Here is a 21,997-nt window from a genome sequence, read left to right on the forward strand (position 1 = left end):
AAGCCTTCGCTTGCCCCGAACGGGGAATGGCGCGATACATGACCATACGGTCAAGAAAGGGTTGCATATGTCTTCCGATGACGCCGATCTTGTCGCCGCGGCCAGGGCGGTTCGAGAAAACGCCTATGCGCCGTACTCGCATTTCAAGGTTGGTGCGGCGGTGCGCGCGCCGTCGGGCAAGGTATTTGCCGGCTGCAACGTTGAAAACGTGGCATATCCGGAGGGAACCTGCGCAGAAGCAGGCGCAATCGCCGCGATGATCGCCGCGGGCGAAACCGAGATAATCGAGGTTGCCGTGATTGCAGACAGTCCCGCACCCGTGCCGCCCTGTGGCGGATGCCGCCAGAAGCTGGCAGAGTTCGCCCGCCATGACGCACCGGTAACGCTTGCGACGACCGAAGGCGCACGACTTGAAACGACGGTTGGCGGGCTGCTGCCCGGCCGCTTCGACGCAAGCCACATGGATCGCGCGTAATGGACGCGCGGACCGTCATCGCGGCGCTGCGCGATGGCTGCGGTCTTCCGGGTGATGCCGCGAATTGGTTCGCCCGGGGGCTTGCCTCGGGCGACGTGACCGATGCCCAGGCGGGTGCCTTCGCCATGGCCGTCCTGCTCAAGGGGCTTTCGGACGACGACCGGGTCGGGCTGACGATTGCCATGCGCGATTCCGGACAGGTCCTGAACTGGATCTTGCCGGGCCCAGTCGTGGACAAGCATTCCACGGGTGGCATCGGCGATTCCACATCGCTGTTGCTGGCCCCCGCCTTGGCGGCTTGCGGCGCCTATGTGCCGATGATCTCGGGCCGGGGCCTTGGGCATACCGGCGGGACGGTCGACAAGCTGGAAGCCATCCCGGGCTATCGCACCGATATCGGCGTGGACAAGCTGCATCGCATCGTGGCCGACGTGGGGTGCGCCATCGTCGCGGCCTCGGCCGATATCGCGCCGGCCGACCGACGGCTGTATGCGATCCGGGATGTGACAGGCACCGTCGAAAGCATCGACCTTATCACCGCTTCAATCCTGTCCAAGAAGCTTGCGGCCGGGCTTGAGGCGCTGGTCCTGGACGTCAAGGTCGGGTCGGGTGCCTTCATGAAGACGATGCGGGACGCCCGCGCGCTGGCGCAGTCGCTGGTCGCGACCGCGAACGGCGCGGGATGCCGGACCGCGGCACTGATCACCGACATGAGCCAGCCTCTTGCCTCGACCGCGGGCAACGCGCTTGAGGTTCTCGAGGTCATGGAGACTCTGACTGGCGCGGTCGTGAACCAGGCGCTTTGGGATGTCACCGCAGCCCTCGGCGGCGAGGCGCTGGTGCTTGCTGGTCTGGCGACCGATGCCGACGAAGGCGCTGACCAGATCGACGAGGCGCTGGAATCGGGCCGCGCGGCGGAAACATTCGGCCGGATGGTGGCGGCATTGGGCGGCCCCTCGGATTTCGTCGACCACTATCCGGACCGCTTGCCGGCGGCGCGGGTGGTCAGGGACGTTCCCGCGCCGCAGGCTGGCTTCATTTCCGAGATCGACGCCGAGGCCCTTGGCCACGCGGTTGTGCACCTTGGCGGCGGGCGGCTGCGGGGCACCGATCGCATCAACCCGTCCGTCGGATTGTCCGAGATGCGGCCCGTAGGTGAACCGATGGCGCGGGGCGAAGCCCTGGCGCGCGTTCACGCAGCCAGCGAGGATGCGGCCGATCGTGCCGTGGCTGCGGTGCAGGCGGCTTTCCGTCTGGCCGAGGCGGTTCCGGATGAACCGCCGCTCATCCATGAAAGGGTGGGCTGATGCGACGCGCATTCCTGATCGTCATGGACAGCGTGGGATGCGGCGGCGCGCCGGACGCGGCGTCGTTCTTCAATGGCCACCTGCCCGACACCGGCGCCAACACCTTGGCGCATATCGCGCAGGCCTGCGCGGCCGGCCGGGCCGAGGATGGGCGATCCGGTCCGCTGCGGATGCCCAATCTTGACGCTCTGGGGCTTGGGGCAACGATCCGGCTTGCATCGGGGGCCGCCACCCCCGGCTTCAACGCGATGCCGACAGGACTTTGGGGCGCGGCCACAGAGGTGTCCAAAGGCAAGGACACGCCCTCGGGGCACTGGGAACTGGCAGGAGTGCCCGTTCCGTGGGACTGGCACTACTTTCCGGACACGAAACCTGCCTTTCCGCAGGAGCTTATGGACAAGGTGGCGCAGCTTGCGGGCACCGGGGGCACGCTTGGAAACTGCCACGCCTCCGGTGTTCCGATCATCGAGGAACACTGTGCCGAACACATGCGGACCGGCTGGCCGATCTGCTACACATCGGCTGACAGTGTTTTCCAGATTGCCGCGCACGAGGAAACCTTCGGGCTCGACCGATTGCTGAAGCTGTGCAGGGACCTCGCGCCGACCCTTCACGCGATGAGGGTGGGCCGTGTGATCGCGCGCCCCTTCGTCGGAAACAGCGGCAATTTCAGTCGCACGGCCAATCGTCGCGACTTTGCGATAGCGCCGCCCGCGCCCACGCTGTGTGACTGGGTATCCAAGGCAGGGCGCAAGGTCTACGGCATCGGCAAGATCGAAGACATTTTCTCGGGCCGCGGAATCTCGGATGTCCGCAAGGGAACAGACATTGCACTTTTCGAACATTTGATGGCGCTTTCTTCAGAGGCAGAGGATGGTTCATTGACCTTCGCGAACTTTGTCGAGTTTGACAGCCACTTCGGTCATCGACGCGACGTCTCGGGCTACGCCCACGCTCTGGAATGGTTCGACCGCATGGCCGGAACCTTCATGAGCAGTCTTCGCCCCGGAGACTTCGCGATCTTCACCGCCGATCATGGCAACGATCCGACTTGGGCCGGATCGGATCATACGCGCGAACGGGTGCCTGTGCTGGGCCATGGCCGGGGCGCGCGCGGCGTCGGACTGGTCGCGTTCGCGGATGTCGGCGCCTCGGTCGCGGAGCACCTGGGCGTGCCCTCGCAGGGGCCGGGGAACAGCTTTCTGTAAGGCTGGCAAGGAACGCAGCGCCCGCGTAGGACAGCGCCGGCCATACCCACGGCGGACGTACCGGCGCGAAGGACGAAGTTGATGACGAACACGCTTCCAAAGATCGAACTGCACCTGCACCTGGAAGGCGCGGCACCCCCTGCCTTCATCCGGGGGCTTGCGGCGGAAAAGAAGATGGACATTTCGGGCATCTTCAATGCGCAGGGGCACTACAGCTATACCGACTTCTGGCACTTCCTGAAGGTTTACGAAGCTGCGACTGAAACTCTGAAGACGCCACGCGACTATCACCGCCTCACCCGCGCGGTGCTTGAGGAAAGCGCCGCATCCGGCGTCATCTATTGCGAAACGTTTCTTTCGCCGGACTTCTGCGGTGGTCGCGACCTTGGCGCGTGGCGTGAGTATCTGCACGCGATCCGAGAAGCCGCCGACGAGGCCGAGCGGCAGGACGGGATCGTCCTGCGCGGCATCGTCACCCCGATCCGGCATTTCGGACCGGAAAAGGCGAAGCAGACGGCGATCTGCGCGGCCGAAACCGCAGGCGACTGGATCGTCGGCTTTGGGCTGGCGGGGGACGAGAAGCTCGGAAAACCCAAGGATTTCGCCTGGTCCTTCGACGCCGCGCGCGAGGCGGGACTCAGGCTCACCTGCCATGCGGGAGAGTGGGGCGGACCCGACAGCGTGCGCGACGCGGTCCGCGACTTGCAGGTCGAACGGATCGGCCATGGCGTGCGTGCGATCGAGGATCCGGCGTTGGTCGAAGAACTGGCCGAGCGCGGAACGGTGCTTGAAGTCTGCCCGGGGTCGAACATCGCGCTTGGCCTTTACCCCGACTGGCGCAGGCACCCGGTCGGGCAGCTGTACGATCGGGGGGTAAAGATCACGATCTCGACCGATGACCCGCCGTTCTTCCACACGACGATGACACGCGAATACGACCGGCTGGCCGATGCCTTCGACTGGGACGCGGGCGTCTTCGCGGCCATTGCCAGAACCTCTGCCGAAGCTGCATTCTGCGACACGATCATGAAAGACAAGATTCTGAAGAAACTGGAGACTGCGCATGCTTGAGCACCTGAACGTCGTCCGCCACCCGCTTGTCCAGCACAAGCTGACCATCATGCGCGACAAGACGACATCCACGAACACGTTCCGCAGGCTTCTGCGCGAAATCAGCCAGCTTCTGGCCTATGAAATCACGCGCGAGATGGAGATGACCACCCAGGTGATCGAAACGCCGCTGTGCCCGATGGAGGCGCCGACGCTGGCGGGCAAGAAGCCGGCGCTGATCTCGATCCTGCGCGCGGGCAACGGGCTTCTGGACGGGGTGCTGGAGCTGATGCCCGCGGCGCGGGTGGGCTTCGTCGGACTTTACCGCGACGAAAGGACGCTTGAGCCGGTCCAGTACTACTACAAGGTTCCCTCGGAACTGGATGAGCGGTTGGTGATCACGCTCGACCCGATGCTTGCGACGGGCAATTCCTCGGTCGCGGCGATCGATTTGCTCAAGAAGTCCGGGGCGCGCAACATCCGATTCATGTGCCTGCTGGCCGCGCCCGAAGGGGTGGAGCGGATGCAACAGGCGCACCCCGACGTGCCCATCGTGACAGCCGCGGTGGACGAAAGGTTGAATGAGCATGGATACATCGTGCCGGGGCTTGGGGATGCGGGCGACCGCATGTTCGGCACGAAGTAGCCGGGACTTTACGGGCGGTTGGTGCTGCGTCATCTTCGAGGAAAGCGCAGGGCGAAACGGATGCAGGACAAGGTGCGGTTGATTGCGATCTCGGTTGCGGTGGCGATGACGTCCTTCGCCGCTGGCGCCGTTCCCGTGTCCGAGGTTTCTGGACCCGCCGAGCCGCCGCCCGAAGGTTATGCCGAACGGCAGTACGTGGACAGCGACGGATGCATGTTCGTGCGCGTGGAAGGCGATGATGGCGTTGTCGCCTGGGCGCCGGTGGCGACGACGGAAGGGGAGCTTCTGTGCGGCCACAAGCCCACGGCGACCCTCAACCTCAGCGTCGATGCGCCTCCGCCCCCTTCCGTGGAGCCTGTGCCAGAGCCGCAGGTGTCGGACGAAACCCCGCCCGCGGCGGCCATGGCCGATGTCGAGGAACCAGCCGATGAACCGGAAACGGTGGCGGAACCCGAACCTGTTGCCAATCCCGCCCCGACGCGCGGGACGACCGGGCCTGTTCGGCTTCTTGCGATATCGACGCTTCCAATCGCTCAGACCGATTGCAAGAATGGCGCGGCGCTTGTTGAACGTTACCTTCTTTCCGACGGGCGGCAGCCTGTGCGCTGTGCTGGCCCCGCAGACGATCCGCTTGATGTTCTGGTCAACCGGGGCTTCCTGCGTGCCGTGAAGCGCGCGCCCGCGGTTCCGGCTGGCGCGCGCTATCTGCAGCTTGGCGCCTTCGGGCAGTCCGCGAACGTGGACCAATGCGCCGATCTTGCCAAGCGGCTTGGGTTTCCAGCAGAGCAGAGGCGGGTTTCGGGAAGCAAGCTGACGCTGGTGCTTGCTGGCCCCTTCGATCGGCCCGATGATCTTCGTGCGGCCTGGCTGGCTTTCCAGACTGCGGGCTATGCGGATGCCTTCTACCGCTAGCGCTCAGCCCGAGCAGATGCCTTGAAGCGCGACCCAGTCTCCGTCGCTCAGCACCGGCTCTGCCGGTGATCCGCTGCGGAAGGGGTCGGCCTCGATCAGGGCGAGCGTCGCCTCGCCGCTGGGGTCTAGCGCATAGGCGAAGGGGGTGGAGGGGATGCGGGCCTGATCGAAGGCTCCGACCAGGTCTTCGGACCGGACCGGCGTGATCGGTTCGGTCAGAAAGGTTTCCGCGTAGCCATGGACTGCCCCGTCGGAGAGATCGCCCGTGGTCAGAAGTCTGAGAGCCGTACCAAGCCCGGCCCAGTCCAACAGTTCGCGCGTCGGGTCGGCCTGTTCCGCCCGCAGCCGCGCAGCCAGGATGTGACCCGCCAGCACCTCGGGCGCCGCGTCGGACTCGGCAAATGAGCGGGGAAGGACGATGCGCCCGCCGGGCAGCGCGCGGGGGGCGTCAAGCCCGGTCGGCAGTACGAGGATCGTGCCGCGCCCTGCCGTAAGAACCCGCGCCGCAAGGCGCGCAAGCGCCGCGTCGCCTTCGGGCGTGGAGCAGGGTGAGCCGGTCAGACGCCCAAGGTCCGCCAGAACGCGCGATCCGATGTCTTCGCGCTTGGAGTCCGGCAAGATCTTCGCGGTGTGCGCGACCAGCGCGCCGGGCAGCCAGAACAGCAAGAGCGCAAGCATCGTCGCGACGAACGCTCCCAGCAACACATGGCGCAATCTTCCGGGATGGGGGCGGCGCGCCTCGATCAGGCGACGGACCTTGCCGATCGCCGCGATCATGGTGTCGTCGTCGATTTCAAGCTCTTCCCCGCCATCCGTTCCGGGCGCATAAAGCGCGGGCCGCTTGCCGGGATTCAGCCGTACCACCGCGGGCAGCGACCAGTGCGCCAGCGCCGCCATCGTGCGCGTGTCCGATATCACCAGCGTCGCATCCCCGAACACCACCAGCACTTCGCGCCGTTGCCCGTCCGGCGCGGCGCGCCAAAGGCCGGTCGATTCCAGCCGCTGATACTCGGATAACGCCGTCATGTCGGGCCGGGCCTGCTCTTGCCTCGATTGAGGGCAAGGATAGACCATCGGGGCCGCTTGAACAATCGGCAGGCGAGGCGGCGCCAGCATGCCGAGGCCATTGATTTGTGCGGCAAAGATCCCTAACCAGCAGCGCCAGAGCAGCCGGAGACCGACATGGCCCAGAACGACTTCGAACCACGCCATCTTGAGACGCTGGACCGTGACCTGGGTCGCTTCTCCAATCTGGAAAAAGCGACAGCCTATGTCGCGCGGCCCACGGTCGCACCCGGCATCGCCTTCGTGTTCATCATGCTTGCCGGTTTGGCGGCTGCGCTGTTCTTTGGCCAGACCAGCAACACGCTGGTCGTCGTGGTCGCCGCGATCTTTGGCGCCTACATGGCGTTGAACATCGGCGCAAACGATGTCGCCAACAACATGGGGCCCGCGGTGGGCGCCAATGCGCTGACCATGGGGGGCGCTATCGCGATCGCGGTGGTCTTTGAAAGTGCGGGCGCGCTGATTGCCGGGGGCGATGTGGTCAAGACGATTTCAAAAGGGATCGTCGCGCCCGAAAGCATCGAGACCTCTTCGGTCTTCGTCTGGGCGATGATGGCCGCGCTTCTTTCTTCGGCGCTCTGGGTCAACCTTGCGACCTGGATCGGCGCACCGGTTTCGACGACCCATTCGGTCGTGGGCGGCGTGATGGGGGCGGGCATTGCCTCGGCCGGGTTCGCCGCGGTCAACTGGGCCACGATGGGCACGATCGCGGCAAGCTGGGTGATTTCGCCGCTTCTTGGCGGTCTGATCGCGGCCGCTTTCCTGTGGTTCATCAAGGCCCGCGTGATCTACCGCGACGACAAGATCGCGGCGGCGCGGGTCTGGGTGCCGGTCCTTGTCGGCATCATGGCGGGGGCCTTTGCCGCGTATCTTTCGCTGAAGGGGCTCAAGCACCTGGTCAAGATTACCTTCCCGATGGCGCTTCTGATCGGGCTGGTTGGCGGCGTTGCGACCTGGGCCGCGATGATCCCGGTGATACGCCGCCAGTCCAGAGGGCTGGAAAACCGAAACAAGTCGCTGAAGGTGCTGTTCGGCATTCCGCTGGTCGTCTCGGCCGCGCTTCTGAGCTTCGCGCACGGCGCCAACGACGTCGCCAATGCCGTTGGGCCGCTGGCCGCGATCGTGCAGGCCTCGGGCTCGGGCGAGATCGGCGGCGATGTCAGCATTCCGCACTGGGTGATGGTGATCGGCGCCTTCGGGATCTCGTTCGGGCTTTTCCTGTTCGGGCCCAAGCTGATCCGCATGGTCGGCAGCCAGATCACCAAGCTGAACCCGATGCGGGCCTACTGCGTGGCCCTTTCGGCCGCGTTGACGGTGATCGTGGCAAGCTGGCTGGGTCTTCCGGTCAGTTCCACGCACATCGCCGTCGGCGCGGTATTCGGGGTTGGCTTCTTCCGCGAATGGGATTCCGAGCGCCGCCTGAAGATGAGCCGCGTGGCAAGCCCCGAGAGGCCGAACCTTGCGCCCGAAGAGCGCCGCCGCCGCAAGCTGGTGCGCCGGAACCATTTCATGACGATCATCGCCGCCTGGGTGATCACGGTCCCAGCGGCGGCGCTGATGTCGGCGGTGATCTTCTACGCCATTCGTGCGGTGGCGGCGTAGGGGATACCCCGCCCTGCGTTATCAGACTTCCTTTGCGCGGACCCGCAGTTCGAATTTCTGGACCTTGCCCGTCGACGTCTTCGGCAGGTCGCAGAAGATGACATGCTTTGGTGTCTTGAAGCCGGCCAGGCGGGACCGGGCAAAGGCGATCAACTCGACCTCGTCGGCTTCGGCGCCTTCCTTCAGTTCGACAAAGGCGCAGGGCACTTCGCCCCATTTGTCGTCAGGCTTGGCCACGACCGCGCAGAGCGACACGGCTGGATGGTGCATCAACGCGCCCTCAACCTCGACCGAGGACACGTTTTCCCCGCCCGAGATGATGATGTCCTTCGCCCTATCGGTGATCTTGATGTAACCGTCGGGATGCTGGAAGGCGATGTCGCCCGAGCGGAAGAAACCGCCCTTGAAGGCCTCTTCGGTTGCCTTGGGATTCTTGTAATAGCCCTTCATCACCGAATTGCCGCGGATGGCGATTTCGCCCAGCGTCTGCCCGTCGCGCGGCACGGGATTGCCCTGCTCGTCGTGGACGGTGATGTCCTCCATGAACGGCATGAGGATGCCAGTGCGCGCCTTGATCGCCGCGCGCTCCGCCTGCGGCAGGTCGTCCCAGCGATCATGCCAGAGGCATTCGGTCACGTGGCCGTAGGTTTCGGTCAGCCCGTACACCTGGGTCACACTGAAGCCCAGCGGTTCGATCGCGGCAAGCGTTGCGGCCGGGGGCGGGGCGCCTGCGGTGTAGACTTCGACGATGTGGTCGAAATCGCGCCGGTCGCCGGGCTTGGCGTTGATGATCGAGTTCAGCACGATCGGCGCGCCGCCCATGTGGGTCACACCCTCGTCCGCGATGGCGTCATAGATGTTCTTGGCGGTGATGTCGCGGCAGCAAACAAGCGTGCCGCCAACCGCCGGCATCATCCAGGTGTGGCACCAGCCGTTGCAGTGAAAAAGTGGCACGATGGTCAAGTAGACCGGCCGGATTCCGACGGCCCAGGTGACCGCCGTCCCCATCGCCAGAAGGTAGGCCCCACGATGATGATAGACGACCCCTTTCGGCCGACCCGTCGTGCCGGAGGTGTAGTTGAGGGCAAGGCTTTCCCATTCATCCTGGGGCATGTGCCAAGCTGCATCCGGATCGCCCGTCGCCAGGAAATCCTCGTATTCCGCATGTGCCCCGGAGGGTTCGAAGCCGGCCTCCCGGTCGGCGACCTCGACGATCATCGGCGCGGGGCCTTCCATGCGCGCGATCGCCTCGGCGACCAGCGGCAGAAGTGCCGTATCGGCCAGGACGATCTTCGCCTCGCCGTGGTCGAAGATGTATCCAATCGTGTCGGCGTCAAGCCGGGTGTTGATCGTGTTCAGGATCGCGCCCGCAGCCGGCACACCGAAATGAGCCTCGGCCTGCGCGGGGATGTTGGGCAGAAGCGTCGCCACCACGTCGCCCGGCTCGACCCCCGCCCGCGCCAAAGCAGATGCAAGGCGGCTGACGCGCGCGCTGTAGTCCGCATAGCTGCGCCGAGTGCCGCGGTAGACCACGGCGGTCTGTTCGGCGTGGACGTCCGCCGCACGCCTGAGAAACGACAAGGGCGTCATCGCCACGAAGTTCGCCGGGTTCTTGCCAAGACCCGTTTCATCTGAAAGCCAACCCATGACATACCTCCCCGACCGATCATGTCGCATTCAGGCGCGAATATGGAGGCGGCCAGGGGTTGAAGGGAAGCGGAAAACGACACCGGATTCTCACATGACGACAGCGGCGGCAACCATGCCTGCGAACCGAACCCTGGCCGCGGCGGGGGCGATCCTGATCTACGCGTTCGTGATCGGGTTCACGGACAATTACGTTCAACTGATCGCCGCGGATACCGGGCTTTGGCAGTTTCACGCCACGCGCACGGCCATGGCATTCGTCATCCTGGCGCTGGCGGCCGTGCCGCTTGGGCTACGGCTTCGGCCGCGCAACTGGCGCGCTGTCGGGTTCCGCAGCCTCGTCCACGGATCGGCCATGGTCGTCTACTTCGGCTGCCTGGCCTTCCTGCCGGTCGCGGTCGTCGCGGCCGGGCTTTTCACCGCGCCGATCTTCGTGCTTCTGATTTCGCGCTTCGCATTCGGGATGTATATCGGGCCTTTCCGGATCCTGGCGGTCGCGGTCGGGTTTCTTGGCGTGATGATGGTGTTGGGGCCCGACGGCGACATGGCCATCGGTCCGGCGACACTGCTGCCCGTCGCGGCCGGGGCGCTTTACGCATTGGGCAACATCGCCACGCGGCAGTGGTGCCGGGACGAAAGCGCCGAAACGATGCTGGCGGGTTTCTTCGCCGCGCTTGGAACCTATGGCCTTCTGGGGCTTGTCGCGCTGGCGCTGTGGCAGCCCGAGGTTCCCGCGGGCACGGACGGCTTCATCCTGCGCGGTGCCGTCTGGCCCTCTGCCACCTTCCTGTTCTGGACCTTCGTGCAGGCCGCCGGGTCGCTTCTGGGTGTCGGGATGATGGTCAAGGCCTACCAGATGGCCGAGGCAAGCCGCGTCGCGGTCTTCGAATACGTGATCCTGCCCGCATCCGCCTTCTGGACCTGGGCGATCTGGGGTGATCTCCTGTCACTGCGCGCGATGGCGGGCATGGCGCTCATCTTCCTTGCGGGCCTGATCATCGCGGTACGGGGCAAATAGGCACCGCCGCCGCCGCGTTCCTCGTCACGCGGCCTGCACCGCCGTGGCGAAGCGGGCATAGAAACTGTCCCCGTCCGCCGCGATTTCGCGCAGAAGCCCCGGCGCCGCGAAGCGCGGACCATGGGCATCGGCCAGGCGGTCGCATATCTGGACCGCCGTTTCCGCTCCGATCATGTCCAGCCAGCTGAACGGCCCGCCCGACCACGGGCAGAAGCCCCATCCAAGGATCGCGCCCACGTCGCCTTCGCGGATGTCGGTCAGCACGCCCTGTTCCAGCGCGCGGACCGCCTCCAGCACCTGCACGAACAGCATCCTGTGCTGAACTTCGGTCAGCTCGGGCTGAACCTGGGCCACGGGCCACAAGTCCGACAGCCCGTCCCAGAGCCCGGTGCGCTTGCCGGCGTCGTCATAGGCGTAAAAGCCCGCGCCGGCCTTGCGGCCAAGCCGCGCGCGATCGGCCATCGCGAACAGAACCGTGTCGACCGCACCGTCGGGATAGGCGTCGCCCATGGCGGCCCTGGTCGCCTTGGCGATCTTCACCCCCAGGTCGATCGACGTTTCGTCGACCAGTTGCAGCGGCCCCAGCGGCAGGCCGACCAGCTTGGCCGCGTTCTCGATCAGCGCGGGTTCGACCCCCTCTGCCACCATGCGGATGCCTTCGTTGATGTAGGGGATGATGCAGCGGTTGGCGTAGAAGAAGCGCGCGTCGTTGACGACGATCGGCGTCTTGCGGATCTGGCGCACGAAGTCCAACGCCTTGGCGACGGCGGTATCGCCGGTATCCCGGCCCTTGATGATCTCGACCAGCATCATCTTGTCGACCGGGCTGAAGAAGTGGATGCCGATGAATTGCGCCGGACGCCGCGATGCCTTTGCCAGGTCGGATATGGGCAGGGTCGAGGTGTTGGTGGCGAACACGGCCGTTTCGGAAAGCACCGCTTCGGCTTTCGCCGTGACCTCTGCTTTCACCTTCGGGTCTTCAAACACGGCTTCGATCACCAGTTCACAACCCGAAAGCGCCGCGTAGTCGGCCGTCGCGGTGATGCGCGCCAGCACTTCAGCCTTCTCGTCTGCCGTCACCTTGCCCCGCTTGATCCCCTTGTCGAGAAGACCCTGCGAATGCGCCTTTCCGCGATCGGCGGCCTCTTGCGTGGCGTCGATCAGGATGACCTGGATACCCGAGCTGGCCGCGACATGCGCGATGCCCGCACCCATCATGCCTGCGCCGAGAACGCCAAGTTTCGCCACCTTCTGATCGGCCACCTGCGGGCGGTTCGCGCCCTTCTCAAGCGCCGCCTTGTTGATGAACAACGACCGGATCATGGCCGAGGAGGAGGGGTTCATCAGCACATGTGTGAACCAGCGCGCCTCGATCCGAAGCGCGGTGTCGAAGGGCACCAGAGCGCCTTCGTAGACGGCCGACAACAGCGCCTTGGCGGCTGGATAGACGCCCATCGTCTTGCCCAGAACCATCGCGGAGGCGCCGACGAAGGTCATGAAGCCCGCAGGGTGATAGGGCGCACCACCGGGCAGCTTGTAGCCCTTCTGGTCCCAGGGTTTGACCAGGTCGGCCTCTGTCGCGGCAAGAACCCATTCCTTGGCACGGGCGAGCAACAGGTCGGGTGCGACGACCTCATCGATGATGCCCGCCGCCTTCGCCCTTTGCGGGTCGGAAAGCTTGCCCTCAAGCAGGAAGGGGGATGCGGCCATGGGGCCGAGCTTGCGGACAAGCCGCGTCGTGCCGCCCGCGCCGGGGAATATTCCCACCAGGATCTCTGGCAGGCCGATCTTGGCCTTGGGGTTGTCAGCGGCGAAGATGCGGTGGCAGGCCAGCGGGATCTCCAGTCCGATCCCGAGCGCGGTGCCGGGCAGGGCGGCGACAATGGGCTTGCCGCCTTTCTTGGTCCTGGGGTCCATGCCCGCCAGTTCGATTTTCCGCTCAAGCGCATGGAACCGCATGATCCCGTCGAAAAGGCCCTGCGCGGGATCGGTGCCCGCGCTTTCCTTCATCTTCGCGATGACGTTCAGGTCCATGCCCCCCGCGAAGTCCTTCTTGCCCGAAGTCAGGATCACGCCGGCGACGGCGGGGTCGGCAAGCGCACTGTCCACGTGGGCCTCAAGTTCGGCCGCTCCTTCCAGGTTGAGGACGTTCATGGACTTGCCCGGAACGTCCCAAGTAATGGTCGCGATGCCGTCCGCGTCCACGGAACAGGTGAAATCAGCCATCCTCAACTCCTCTTTCGGGGGCGGCGCGCGCGCCGGTCGTTACCGCGGCCCGTTCCAGGGTGTGCCGTCCCGATAGGTGAAGACGGCCTTGCCGTCTGCCATCTCCACCTTCATGTCGACGTCCGAATAGGTCGCGACCTCGAACGGCGCCTTGGTCCCGACGACCAGGAATTGCGCGATGCGGTCGGTGCGGTTGACGAAGTGGTGTCCGTTGCCGTCGCCTGCCGGGAAAGCCGCGCAGTCACCTGGCAGCATGACGTGTTCGCCCGCGTCGTCGATCAGAGTGCATTCACCTGAGGTCACCATCACGAACTCGTCTTCGTGCTGGTGCCAGTGACGCAGGCTTGACAGCCCGCCCGGCTCAAGCGTGACAAGGTTCGCGCCGAACTGCGTCAGGCCACCGGCGGCGCCAAGCCGCATGGACGACCGCCCGGCCATCATCGCGGCATAGGGTTCGGGATAGATCGAGCCGGTCTTGACCGGAACCTTGGTGAGATCAATCTTTGGCATCATACCCTCTCGATGATGGTTGCGGCACCCATGCCGCTGGCAATGCAAAGCGTGGCAAGGCCGGTTCCCTTGCCGGTGCGTTCCAGTTCGTCCAGAAGCGTTCCGATGATGATCGCGCCCGTCGCGCCCAACGGATGACCCATCGCGATGGCGCCGCCGTTGACGTTGACCCTGGCGGGGTCGGCGTCGAACGCCTGCAGGAAGCGCAGAACGACCGAGGCGAAGGCCTCGTTCACCTCGAAAAGGTCGATGTCGGCGACGGACATGCCGGCCTCACGCAGGATCTTTTCGGTCACGGGCACCGGTCCAGTCAGCATGATCGTAGGGTCGGTGCCGATCTTTGCCGTCGCACGGATCCGGGCGCGGGGTTTAAGCCCGTGCGCTTTGCCGAACGCTTCGTTTCCGATCAGGACGGCGGCGGCCCCGTCGACGATGCCGGAAGAGTTACCGGCATGGTGGATATGGTTTATCCGTTCCAGATGCGGGTACTTCATGATCGCCAGCTTGTCGAAGCCCGGCATGACCTCTCCCATCGTCTTGAAGGCGGGGTCAAGCCGGGCAAGCGCGTCCATGTCCGTGCCGGGCCGCATATGCTCGTCGCGATCAAGGATCGTCAGGCCGTTCTGATCGCGCACGGAAACAATCGAGCGGGCAAAGCGCCCTTCGCCCCAGGCAAGTGCTGCGCGGCGCTGGCTTTCGACCGCCAGGGCGTCGGCATCTGCACGCGAAAAACCGTATTCGGTGGCGATGATGTCGGCCGAAATTCCTTGCGGCACGAAATAGGTCTTCATGGCAAGGCTGGGGTCCACCGCAATCGCCGCGCCGTCAGATCCCATGGGCACGCGGCCCATCATCTCGACCCCGCCCGCGATATAGGCCGTGCCGGCACCGCCCCTGACCTGGTTGGCGGCAAGGTTCACCGCCTCCATCCCCGAGGCGCAGAAACGGTTGATCGAAAGCCCAGGGATGCTTTCGTCAAGGCCGGAAAGCAGAACCGCGGATCGGGCCAGGCAGCCGCCCTGTTCGCCCACCTGGGTGACATTGCCCCAGATCACGTCCTCGACCGCGTGACCCTCAAGGCCGTTGCGGTCCGCGACCGCGTTCAGGATCCCGGCGGAAAGTGCGACCGAGGTGACTTCGTGCAGCGCGCCGTCCGGGCGGCCCTTGCCACGGGGCGTGCGGACGGCGTCGTATATGAACGCATCTGTCATGGTCTTCTCCGCGTCATTTCGGGTCCCGGTCCGAAGGGTTTCCGGGCATCAGGTCATAGGGGTGCTTCCAACCGGGCAGGGCGGCGATGTTGCCCAGCCACCGGTCGATCCCGGGCCAGTCGTCGCGGGAAAAGCCGAACGGTTCGGGATAATAGAGGTATCCGCAGCACGACAGGTCGGCGATGGTCGGGGCATCCCCCACCAGCCAGTCGCGGCCCGTCAAATGCGTCTCAAGCGTCGCATAGGCCGCCTTCAGGCGTGCCTGCATGAAGGCGATGACTTCTTTCGGGCGCTTTTCGGCGGGCAGGAAGTTCATCAGGAACCGTGTCGAACCGGCTTGGGAAGACATCTTGTGGTTGTCCCACAGGATCCATCGCAGCACTTCTTCTGCCTCGTCCCGCGCGCCCGCCAGCTTTCCCGTTCGGTTCGCGACATGGTACATGATCGACCCCGATTGCGTCAGGATGCGGCCATCCTCATCGAAGACCGGCACCTCGCCCATCACGTTGAGCTTTCGGAAGGCTTCGGTGCGCGTTTCACCGTTGAAGAAGTCGACGAAGACCGGTTCCCAGTCATATCCCGCTAAAGTCAGGGTCAGCGCCGCCTTGTAGGCGTTGCCGCTTTCGCCGAAGCAGTGGAGCTTCGCTGTCATGATCCGCACCTCCGGTCCCAGGCGCAAGCTGGTGGGTGCCGCGCTCCTGCATGCGGGTATGTTTCAATGAAGAAGCTGCAATTGTTAACCGATTCCATGCAGATCCGCCTTGAGTGGATGGGCCGTGGTGCAAGCGGTTTCATGGACCCAAGCCGCCGCCGGTCGTGCAAACCTTGCCGATCGCGCGCCACGATCCCGGCCGCCGGCATCAGAATGACTCTGCGGGCAGCGCCATGACCGGATCGGCGCCGCTCGTTATGCGCGCAAGATGAAACGCGGTCGCGGGCAGTTCCCGTGCCATGTAGTAACGCCCCGTCATGATCTTGGCTTGATAGAATGCCGTATCCCCGTCGCCACTCTTCAATGCCGCATGGGCGGCCCTTGCCGCGCGCGCCCACATCAGCCCCATGCAGACATGGCCGAAAAGATGAAGGAAATCGTGGGACCCCGCCAAGGCGGCATTCGGGTTCTTCATCCCCTCGGACATGAAGAACACTGCCGCCGCCTGCAGGTCCTTGGACGCTCGTTTCAGGGGGTCGAGGAAGGCGGACTTCAACGCAGCATCGGCTTCGTTTTCCCTGATGAAGGCTTTCACCATCTCGAAAAAGCCCATCAGCGGTTTGCCACCGTCCGCAGCCAGCTTGCGGCCGACAAGATCCAACGCCTGCACCCCGTTCGCGCCTTCGTAGATCATCGTGATCCGCGCGTCGCGGACGAACTGGGACATGCCCTGTTCCTCGATATAGCCGTGACCGCCGAACACCTGCTGCGCGTTGACCGTGGCCTCGAACCCCTTGTCGGTCAGAAACCCCTTGATGACCGGCGTCAGAAGGGAAATCAGCCCTTCGGCCTGGGTGTCATCGGCGCGTTGGGCCCGGTCGACCAGCGACGCGCCCCAGAAGGTCAGCATCCGGGCGCCTTCGACGAACGCCTTTTGCGACATGAGGCTGCGGCGGATGTCGGGATGGACGATGAGCGGGTCGGCCGGGCCGTCGGGGTTTTCCGGTCCCGTCACGGCGCGGCCCTGAAGCCGCTCTGTCGCGTAGGCGGCGGCGCCTTGATAGGCGGCCTCGGCCACGGCGTAGCCCTGAAGGCCGACGGAAAGCCGTGCCTCGTTCATCATGGTGAACATCGCGCGCATGCCCTTGTGCAAATCGCCAAGAAGCCAGCCCTTCGCTCCGTCGTAGTTCATGACGCAGGTGGCGTTGCCGTGAATGCCCATCTTGTGCTCGATCTTGCCGACCGACACGGCGTTGCGCGCGCCCAGGCTGCCGTCCTGGTTGACAAGAACCTTCGGCACGATGAACAGCGAGAGGCCCCTGGTGCCCTCACCTCCACCCGGCGCCCTGGCCAGAACCAGGTGGATCACGTTTTCTGCAAGGTCGTGGTCCCCGGCCGATATGAATATCTTCTGGCCGGTGATCGCGTAGCTGCCTTCGTCCTGCGGTTCTGCCTTGGTGCGCACCTGGCCCAGATCGGTGCCGCACTGCGGCTCGGTCAGGTTCATCGTGCCGGTCCAGTCGCAGGTCACGAGCCTTGGCAGGTAGGTCGCCTTTTGCGCATCCGTCCCATGCGCCCGGATGGCCGAAACCGCGCCGTGGGTCAGGCCCTGATAGATGTTCAGCGCCATGTTGGCCGACACGAACATCTCGCCGGTCGCGCAGCTCATGATGTAGGGCAGGCCCTGTCCACCATACGCGGCGTCGCCATCGATCGCTGGCCAGCCGCCGGCCCTGAGCGCGTCAAATGCCGGCTTGAAACCCTCGGGGGTGATGACCATGCCGTTTTCAAGCCGGCAGCCCTGCGTGTCGCCCGCCGTGTTCAGCGGGGCAAGAACGTCGCTGGCGATCTTGCCCGCCTCTTCCAGGATGGCGCCGGTAAAGTCGCGGTCCAGATCGGCGTAGCCCGGCGTTTCGCTGTGGCTGATGTCCAGAACCTCATGCAGTACGAACTGCATGTCCCGCGTCGGCGCCGAGTAGCTGGGCATGGTCATCCTCCCCTTGGTCAGGCAGCGTCCCGCGTTGACCTTTCCCTAAGCAGCTGCGCCGCGATTTCGATCTGGTCTTGCAGCTCGGTGATCGCGGTTTCAAGGTCCTCACGCTGGCGCTGCATGTTGCACAAGTGCTGCTGCGCCACTTCGATGGTCCTGGTCAGCTGCGTGCGCTGCCCGTCGCCCAGGTCGTAAAGGCTCAGAAGCTGGCGAAGCTCCTCAAGGGTGAAGCCAAAGCGCTTGCCCCGCAGGATCAGTTTCAGGCGGGCCCTGTCGCGCCGCGTGAACAGCCGCTTCTGGCCCTCGCGGATCGGAAACAGAAGCTCTTTCGCCTCGTAAAAGCGCAGCGTGCGCGGCGTCACGTCGAATGCGTCGCACATTTCGCGGATTGTCATAACGTCCTTGGTCATCTTTATCCTCGATATCCCTTCAACCGGGTCATGACCGCCAAGGTGGAGAGGCTTGCCCCCATCATACAAGCAAGGTTTACCTTAACGTCACCTGTGACGTGACGTCATGGCGATGCTGACGAAACGTCAGGAAAGCCTTCATGCGGTTGACGCAATTTCGTTACACGGAAATTCGCGCCGCTCGGCGCGTCAAAGCAGGTCCGAGACCTGATCGCGCAACGCCTTCAGATCGGCGATGGTGGCGGCCAGATCTTCATGCTGCTGGCGCAGGACGCCCAGCTGGCGGTCGGCCATCTGAACCCAGATCAGGTTCTGTTCGCGCGTGCCCTGTTTCTGGTAGATTTCCAGCCACTGGCGGATTTCCTCAAGGCTGAAGCCGAAGCGGCGGCCGCGCAGGATCAGCGTCATGCGCGCGATTTCGCGCGGGCCGTAGAAGCGCGCGCGTCCTTCCTTTTCCGGTGCCAGAAGTTCGATGTATTCGTAGTAGCGCAACGTGCGCGGCGTCACATCGAAACGCGCGCACATCTCCTTGAATGACAGACGCGGATCAGACATCGGCACCCTCCGCGCCGACCCTAACGGCTTGAAGTTGCGCGCACAACTCAGTTCAGGAAGCCTGGTGCCAAGAAATGCAGCGTGTAGGCGACGATCAGCGCGGGCACCGTGGAATAGGCCGTTGCCATGATGGCGGCGCGGGGGGCAAGCGCGATGGCCGGGAACAATGCGTCCCCGTCGTTCGAGATCGCATTGGCGGCCAGGGCCGAAAACGGGATTGCCCCGTGTGTGTAAAGCGTCGCGACCAGAACCTGCGGCCCGCAGCCGGGAATGAAGCCGATGGCGGCGCCGACCAGCGGCAGAACCGGGGCGATTGCGCTGAACATCGTCTTCAGATCAAGGCCCGCGTAAGCGGCTGCGTAGTCATAGGAAAGATAGGCCAGGATCACCCAGACCGATATGAAAGAGGTCTCCTCGGCCATGCGCGTCACGGGATGGTCGGACGGGTTGGTCATCGCCGTGACCGATGAGGTCGCCCAGATCGCCAGTCCGATGAACACCCCGACAAGGGCGATCGCCTGCACCGGGATGGAAAGGATGTCGACGATCTCGATCCCGGCAATCTGTGCAGCGCCGACGATCAGGCCGGGCGCCGCCGGTATAAGATAGCCGATGTCGCGCGCGCGCAGCCTGCCGATTGGGGCCACGACCTCGCAGGTTCCTCCGCGCGGCCGGTAGTCGACCGATACGAAGCGGTCGATCAGCCAGCCGGTCAGGATGCCGACGGCGAACTGCATGGGCAGAAGCACCAACGCCGCATCAGGCCGTGTCGCGAGCAGAAGAAAGGCGGCGTCGCCCATCGTCGCGGTCAGCGCGGCGACGACCGCGCCGAAGCTGACCTTGCCCGAAGCATAGGCCGCAACCACCACCACCGCGCCGCCGCAGCCCGGTGTCGCGCCCAGAAGCGCCGCGATCGGAACCTGCATGGCCCGCGCGCCACCCATGGCAAGGCCAAGGTCGAAACGGAACAACCGCTCAAGCCCGTAGAACAGAAGCAGCGTCGCCGCGACGAAGACCGAAACCTGTACGAAGGCGTCGGACATCAGCGACCGGGTCAGTTCGCCAAGTTCGCCCGGCGCCAGCGCAAGGGCGACGAGGCCGAGGACGAGGACGGCGCGCCTGGGCCTCAGGCGGAACGGAAGGGCGGTGGGGGAGGCGACGGAGCCTGTTACGTTGTGCATCTTATCTTGCGAATAATTCTCAATTGCGAAAGATAACACTTGCGGCGCATAACGCAAGGGCCTTTTATCCAAGCGCCTGGGGCAAGGCGGAAGGGGCCGCAGCGGTGGACGATCAGAAGCAGAAGATGACGCGGCAGTTCATCGAGGCGATCCCGCATTCGCGTGCCTTGGGCATGCAGCTCGAAGACATCGGCGCGGGCCGGGCGGTGATCGCGATGGATTACGATCCGCGGTTCGTCGGCGATCCCGAGACCGGGGTCATTCACGGCGGTGCAGTTTCGGCGCTGATGGACACCTGTGGCGGCGCGGCGGTGATGAGCTATCCCGGCGTGACCTCGACTGCCACACTGGACCTGCGGATCGACTACATGCGGCCTGCGACGCCGGGACAAAGGATCACCGCCCGGGCCGAATGCTACAACGTCACGCGCTCGGTGGCCTTCGTCCGCGCGACCGCCCACGACGACGATCCCGACCGCCCGGTCGCGACCGCGACGGGCGCCTTTACCGTCGAACGCGAGAAATCCGCATGAGCCGGCAGCGCCCCGAACCCGTGCAGGTTGTGAAGCAGCGCCGCGACGCGGCACTGAAATCGCTGGTGCACGGCGTTCCCTACATCCAGTTCCTGGGGATCGAGTTCGATCGGCGGGGCGACGAACTGACGGCGGTTCTGCCCTTCGACGAGAAGCTGATCGGAAATCCGCTGCTGCCGGCTCTGCACGGCGGCGTGACCGCGGCGTTCCTGGAAGTGACCGCCATCATCGAGCTTTCCTGGTCGATGCTGTGGGAAGAGATGGAAAGCGGGCGGCTTGATGCGTCCGCGCCGGACACGGCACTGCCGAGGCTTCCCAAGACCATCGATTTCACGGTGGATTACCTGCGCTCGGGCTTGCCGCGCGACGCCTATGCACGTGCGCGCATCAACCGGTCGGGCCGACGCTATGCCAGTGTGCATGTCGAGGCCTGGCAGGACAACCGTGCGCGGCTGTTTGCCCAGGCGACGGGCCATTTCCTCATGCCTGGCCGCGATGGATAACATCACCCACGCGCGCGTTCTGAAGATCGCGCTTCCGATCGTTCTGTCCAACGCCACGGTTCCCCTGATCGGTGCCGTCGATACCGGTGTGGTGGGCCAGATGGGGCAGGCTGCCCCGATCGGCGCGGTTGGCATCGGCGCCGTCATCCTTGCAGCCATCTACTGGATATTCGGCTTCCTGCGTATGGGGACCTCGGGTCTGGTGGCGCAGTCTCATGGCGCCAAGGATCCTGCGGAAACCGGCGCGATCCTGATGCGCGCGCTGCTGATCGGACTGGCGGCCGGGGCGGTGTTCATCCTGTTCCATCGCCTGCTCTTCGCCCTTGGCTTCGCGATCGCGCCCGCCTCGGCCGAGGTCGAGGAGCTGGCGACACAGTACCTGACGATCCGGGTCTGGGGCGCGCCCGCGACGATCGCGCTTTATGCCGTCACGGGCTGGCTGATCGCGGTCGAACGCACGCGCGCGGTCCTGGTCCTTCAACTTTGGATCAATGCGTTGAACGTGATTCTGGATATCTGGTTCGTGCTTGGCCAGGGCTGGGGGATCGAGGGTGTGGCCGCGGCCTCGCTGATCGCGGAATGGTCGGGGCTGGCGCTTGGCCTCTGGCTTTGCCGCCCGGCGTTTGCCGGCGGGCAATGGCATGACTGGGCGCGCGTGTTCGACCGGGCGCGTGTCAAGCGGATGATGCAGGTCAACGGCGACATCATGTTGCGCTCGATCCTGCTTCAGGGGGCCTTCACCGGCTTCATCTTCATGTCAGCGGCTTTCGGGGACGTGACATTGGCGGCCAACCAGGTGCTGCTTCAGTTCCTTGAAATCACCGCCTACGGTCTAGACGGATTTGCCTTTGCCGCGGAATCGCTGGTAGGGCAGGCGGTCGGCGCCCGCTCTGTCCGCGACGTGCGGCGCGCTTCGGTGCTGACAAGCCAATGGGGCGTCGGAGGATCGCTGGTTCTGGGCATCTTCTTCTGGGTGGCCGGCCCAGGGATCATCGACCTGATGACGACCGAGCCCCATGTGCGTATCGACGCGCGAAGCTACCTGCCCTGGGTCGCCGTCGCCCCCGTCATCGGCATTGCAAGCTGGATGTTCGACGGCATCTTCATCGGCGCGACCCGCGCACGCGAAATGCGCAACTCTGCGGCCATTTCCGTGCTGGTCTATGCCGTCGCCGTGGTGGTGCTGTCCGGGTGGGGCAACCATGGGCTGTGGGCGGCGCTGATGGTGATGAACGTCACGCGTGCGGTGACGCTGGGGGCGGTCTACGGGCGGGTCGAGCGGGCGGCAGCCTGAGG

Annotated in this window: 21 protein-coding genes; 11 read left to right on the top strand and 10 right to left on the bottom strand. The window is 65.0% G+C overall.

Annotated features, from left to right (window positions below):
- The first annotated feature begins 67 nt into the window (after window positions 1-67).
- The 6 genes from OEW28_RS06435 (at window position 68) to OEW28_RS06460 (ending at window position 5,598) form a co-directional block, all read left to right on the top strand.
- A complete protein-coding gene (locus OEW28_RS06435) occupies window positions 68-475 on the top strand; it encodes a cytidine deaminase (protein ID WP_263733879.1) in 408 nt (135 codons plus the stop codon).
- On the top strand, window positions 475-1,782 hold the full coding sequence (locus OEW28_RS06440) for a thymidine phosphorylase (RefSeq protein ID WP_263733880.1): 1,308 nt from the start codon (window positions 475-477) through the stop codon (window positions 1,780-1,782). The genes OEW28_RS06435 and OEW28_RS06440 overlap by 1 nt, the downstream gene beginning before the upstream one ends.
- Window positions 1,782-2,990 carry a phosphopentomutase gene (locus OEW28_RS06445; RefSeq protein WP_263733881.1) on the top strand — a complete coding sequence of 403 codons (1,209 nt, stop codon included), beginning with the start codon at window positions 1,782-1,784 and terminating at the stop codon, window positions 2,988-2,990. The genes OEW28_RS06440 and OEW28_RS06445 overlap by 1 nt, the downstream gene beginning before the upstream one ends.
- 81 nt (window positions 2,991-3,071) lie before the next feature.
- Entirely contained in the window at window positions 3,072-4,061 is a 990-nt protein-coding gene (locus tag OEW28_RS06450; RefSeq protein ID WP_263733882.1) for an adenosine deaminase, read from the top strand.
- Window positions 4,054-4,686, top strand: a complete 633-nt coding sequence (gene upp, locus OEW28_RS06455; RefSeq protein WP_263733883.1) for a uracil phosphoribosyltransferase — start codon at window positions 4,054-4,056, stop codon at window positions 4,684-4,686. The genes OEW28_RS06450 and upp overlap by 8 nt, the downstream gene beginning before the upstream one ends.
- A gap of 60 nt (window positions 4,687-4,746) precedes the next feature.
- Window positions 4,747-5,598: an SPOR domain-containing protein gene (locus OEW28_RS06460; RefSeq protein ID WP_263733884.1), complete on the top strand. Its 852-nt coding sequence runs from the start codon at window positions 4,747-4,749 to the stop codon at window positions 5,596-5,598.
- 3 nt (window positions 5,599-5,601) lie between these two features.
- Here OEW28_RS06460 and OEW28_RS06465 read toward each other — a convergent pair whose 3' ends face one another.
- A complete protein-coding gene (locus OEW28_RS06465; protein ID WP_263733885.1) occupies window positions 5,602-6,624 on the bottom strand; it encodes a hypothetical protein in 1,023 nt (340 codons plus the stop codon).
- A 156-nt stretch (window positions 6,625-6,780) separates the two neighbouring features.
- On the opposite strand from OEW28_RS06465, the gene OEW28_RS06470 reads away from it, so the two are divergent.
- On the top strand, window positions 6,781-8,265 hold the full coding sequence (locus OEW28_RS06470) for an inorganic phosphate transporter (protein ID WP_263733886.1): 1,485 nt from the start codon (window positions 6,781-6,783) through the stop codon (window positions 8,263-8,265).
- A gap of 21 nt (window positions 8,266-8,286) precedes the next feature.
- Here OEW28_RS06470 and OEW28_RS06475 read toward each other — a convergent pair whose 3' ends face one another.
- Window positions 8,287-9,912 (bottom strand): AMP-binding protein, encoded by a 1,626-nt coding sequence (locus OEW28_RS06475; RefSeq protein ID WP_263733887.1) that lies wholly within the window; start codon window positions 9,910-9,912, stop codon window positions 8,287-8,289.
- A 94-nt stretch (window positions 9,913-10,006) separates the two neighbouring features.
- Here OEW28_RS06475 and OEW28_RS06480 point away from each other — a divergent pair, with 94 nt between their 5' ends.
- Entirely contained in the window at window positions 10,007-10,930 is a 924-nt protein-coding gene (locus OEW28_RS06480; RefSeq protein WP_263733888.1) for a DMT family transporter, read from the top strand.
- 24 nt (window positions 10,931-10,954) lie between these two features.
- On the opposite strand, the gene OEW28_RS06485 is transcribed toward OEW28_RS06480, so the two are convergent.
- From OEW28_RS06485 to OEW28_RS06520, 8 genes are all read right to left on the bottom strand, one after another.
- Window positions 10,955-13,156: a 3-hydroxyacyl-CoA dehydrogenase NAD-binding domain-containing protein gene (locus tag OEW28_RS06485; protein WP_263733889.1), complete on the bottom strand. Its 2,202-nt coding sequence runs from the start codon at window positions 13,154-13,156 to the stop codon at window positions 10,955-10,957.
- Between the two features lie 39 nt (window positions 13,157-13,195).
- Complete coding sequence (locus OEW28_RS06490) at window positions 13,196-13,666, bottom strand: cupin domain-containing protein (protein ID WP_263733890.1); 471 nt, start codon at window positions 13,664-13,666, stop codon at window positions 13,196-13,198.
- Window positions 13,666-14,877, bottom strand: coding sequence for an acetyl-CoA C-acetyltransferase (locus OEW28_RS06495; RefSeq protein WP_263733891.1), 1,212 nt, complete (start codon window positions 14,875-14,877; stop codon window positions 13,666-13,668). Before OEW28_RS06495 ends, OEW28_RS06490 begins: the two co-directional genes overlap by 1 nt.
- A gap of 13 nt (window positions 14,878-14,890) precedes the next feature.
- Window positions 14,891-15,529: a glutathione S-transferase family protein gene (locus OEW28_RS06500; protein WP_263733892.1), complete on the bottom strand. Its 639-nt coding sequence runs from the start codon at window positions 15,527-15,529 to the stop codon at window positions 14,891-14,893.
- Window positions 15,530-15,737: 208 nt separating this feature from the next.
- Entirely contained in the window at window positions 15,738-17,516 is a 1,779-nt protein-coding gene (locus tag OEW28_RS06505; protein WP_263733893.1) for an acyl-CoA dehydrogenase C-terminal domain-containing protein, read from the bottom strand.
- 17 nt (window positions 17,517-17,533) lie between these two features.
- Entirely contained in the window at window positions 17,534-17,929 is a 396-nt protein-coding gene (locus OEW28_RS06510; RefSeq protein ID WP_263733894.1) for a MerR family transcriptional regulator, read from the bottom strand.
- 189 nt (window positions 17,930-18,118) lie between these two features.
- Window positions 18,119-18,484: a MerR family transcriptional regulator gene (locus OEW28_RS06515; RefSeq protein WP_263733895.1), complete on the bottom strand. Its 366-nt coding sequence runs from the start codon at window positions 18,482-18,484 to the stop codon at window positions 18,119-18,121.
- Between the two features lie 47 nt (window positions 18,485-18,531).
- Window positions 18,532-19,665, bottom strand: coding sequence for a putative manganese transporter (locus tag OEW28_RS06520; protein WP_263733896.1), 1,134 nt, complete (start codon window positions 19,663-19,665; stop codon window positions 18,532-18,534).
- Between the two features lie 104 nt (window positions 19,666-19,769).
- Between OEW28_RS06520 and OEW28_RS06525 the strand changes: the two genes are divergently transcribed.
- The 3 genes from OEW28_RS06525 to OEW28_RS06535 are packed head-to-tail and all read left to right on the top strand — an operon-like array spanning window position 19,770 to window position 21,995.
- Window positions 19,770-20,198: a PaaI family thioesterase gene (locus tag OEW28_RS06525; RefSeq protein ID WP_263733897.1), complete on the top strand. Its 429-nt coding sequence runs from the start codon at window positions 19,770-19,772 to the stop codon at window positions 20,196-20,198.
- The gene (locus tag OEW28_RS06530; protein WP_263733898.1) at window positions 20,195-20,701 is read left to right on the top strand and encodes a PaaI family thioesterase; all 507 of its coding nucleotides are present in this window, start codon (window positions 20,195-20,197) and stop codon (window positions 20,699-20,701) included. Before OEW28_RS06525 ends, OEW28_RS06530 begins: the two co-directional genes overlap by 4 nt.
- Window positions 20,694-21,995: an MATE family efflux transporter gene (locus tag OEW28_RS06535; RefSeq protein ID WP_263733899.1), complete on the top strand. Its 1,302-nt coding sequence runs from the start codon at window positions 20,694-20,696 to the stop codon at window positions 21,993-21,995. The genes OEW28_RS06530 and OEW28_RS06535 overlap by 8 nt, the downstream gene beginning before the upstream one ends.
- Window positions 21,996-21,997: the final 2 nt, after the last annotated feature.

The organism is Albidovulum marisflavi (genome assembly GCF_025751435.1).
Classification (GTDB): Bacteria; Pseudomonadota; Alphaproteobacteria; order Rhodobacterales; family Rhodobacteraceae; genus Albidovulum; species Albidovulum marisflavi.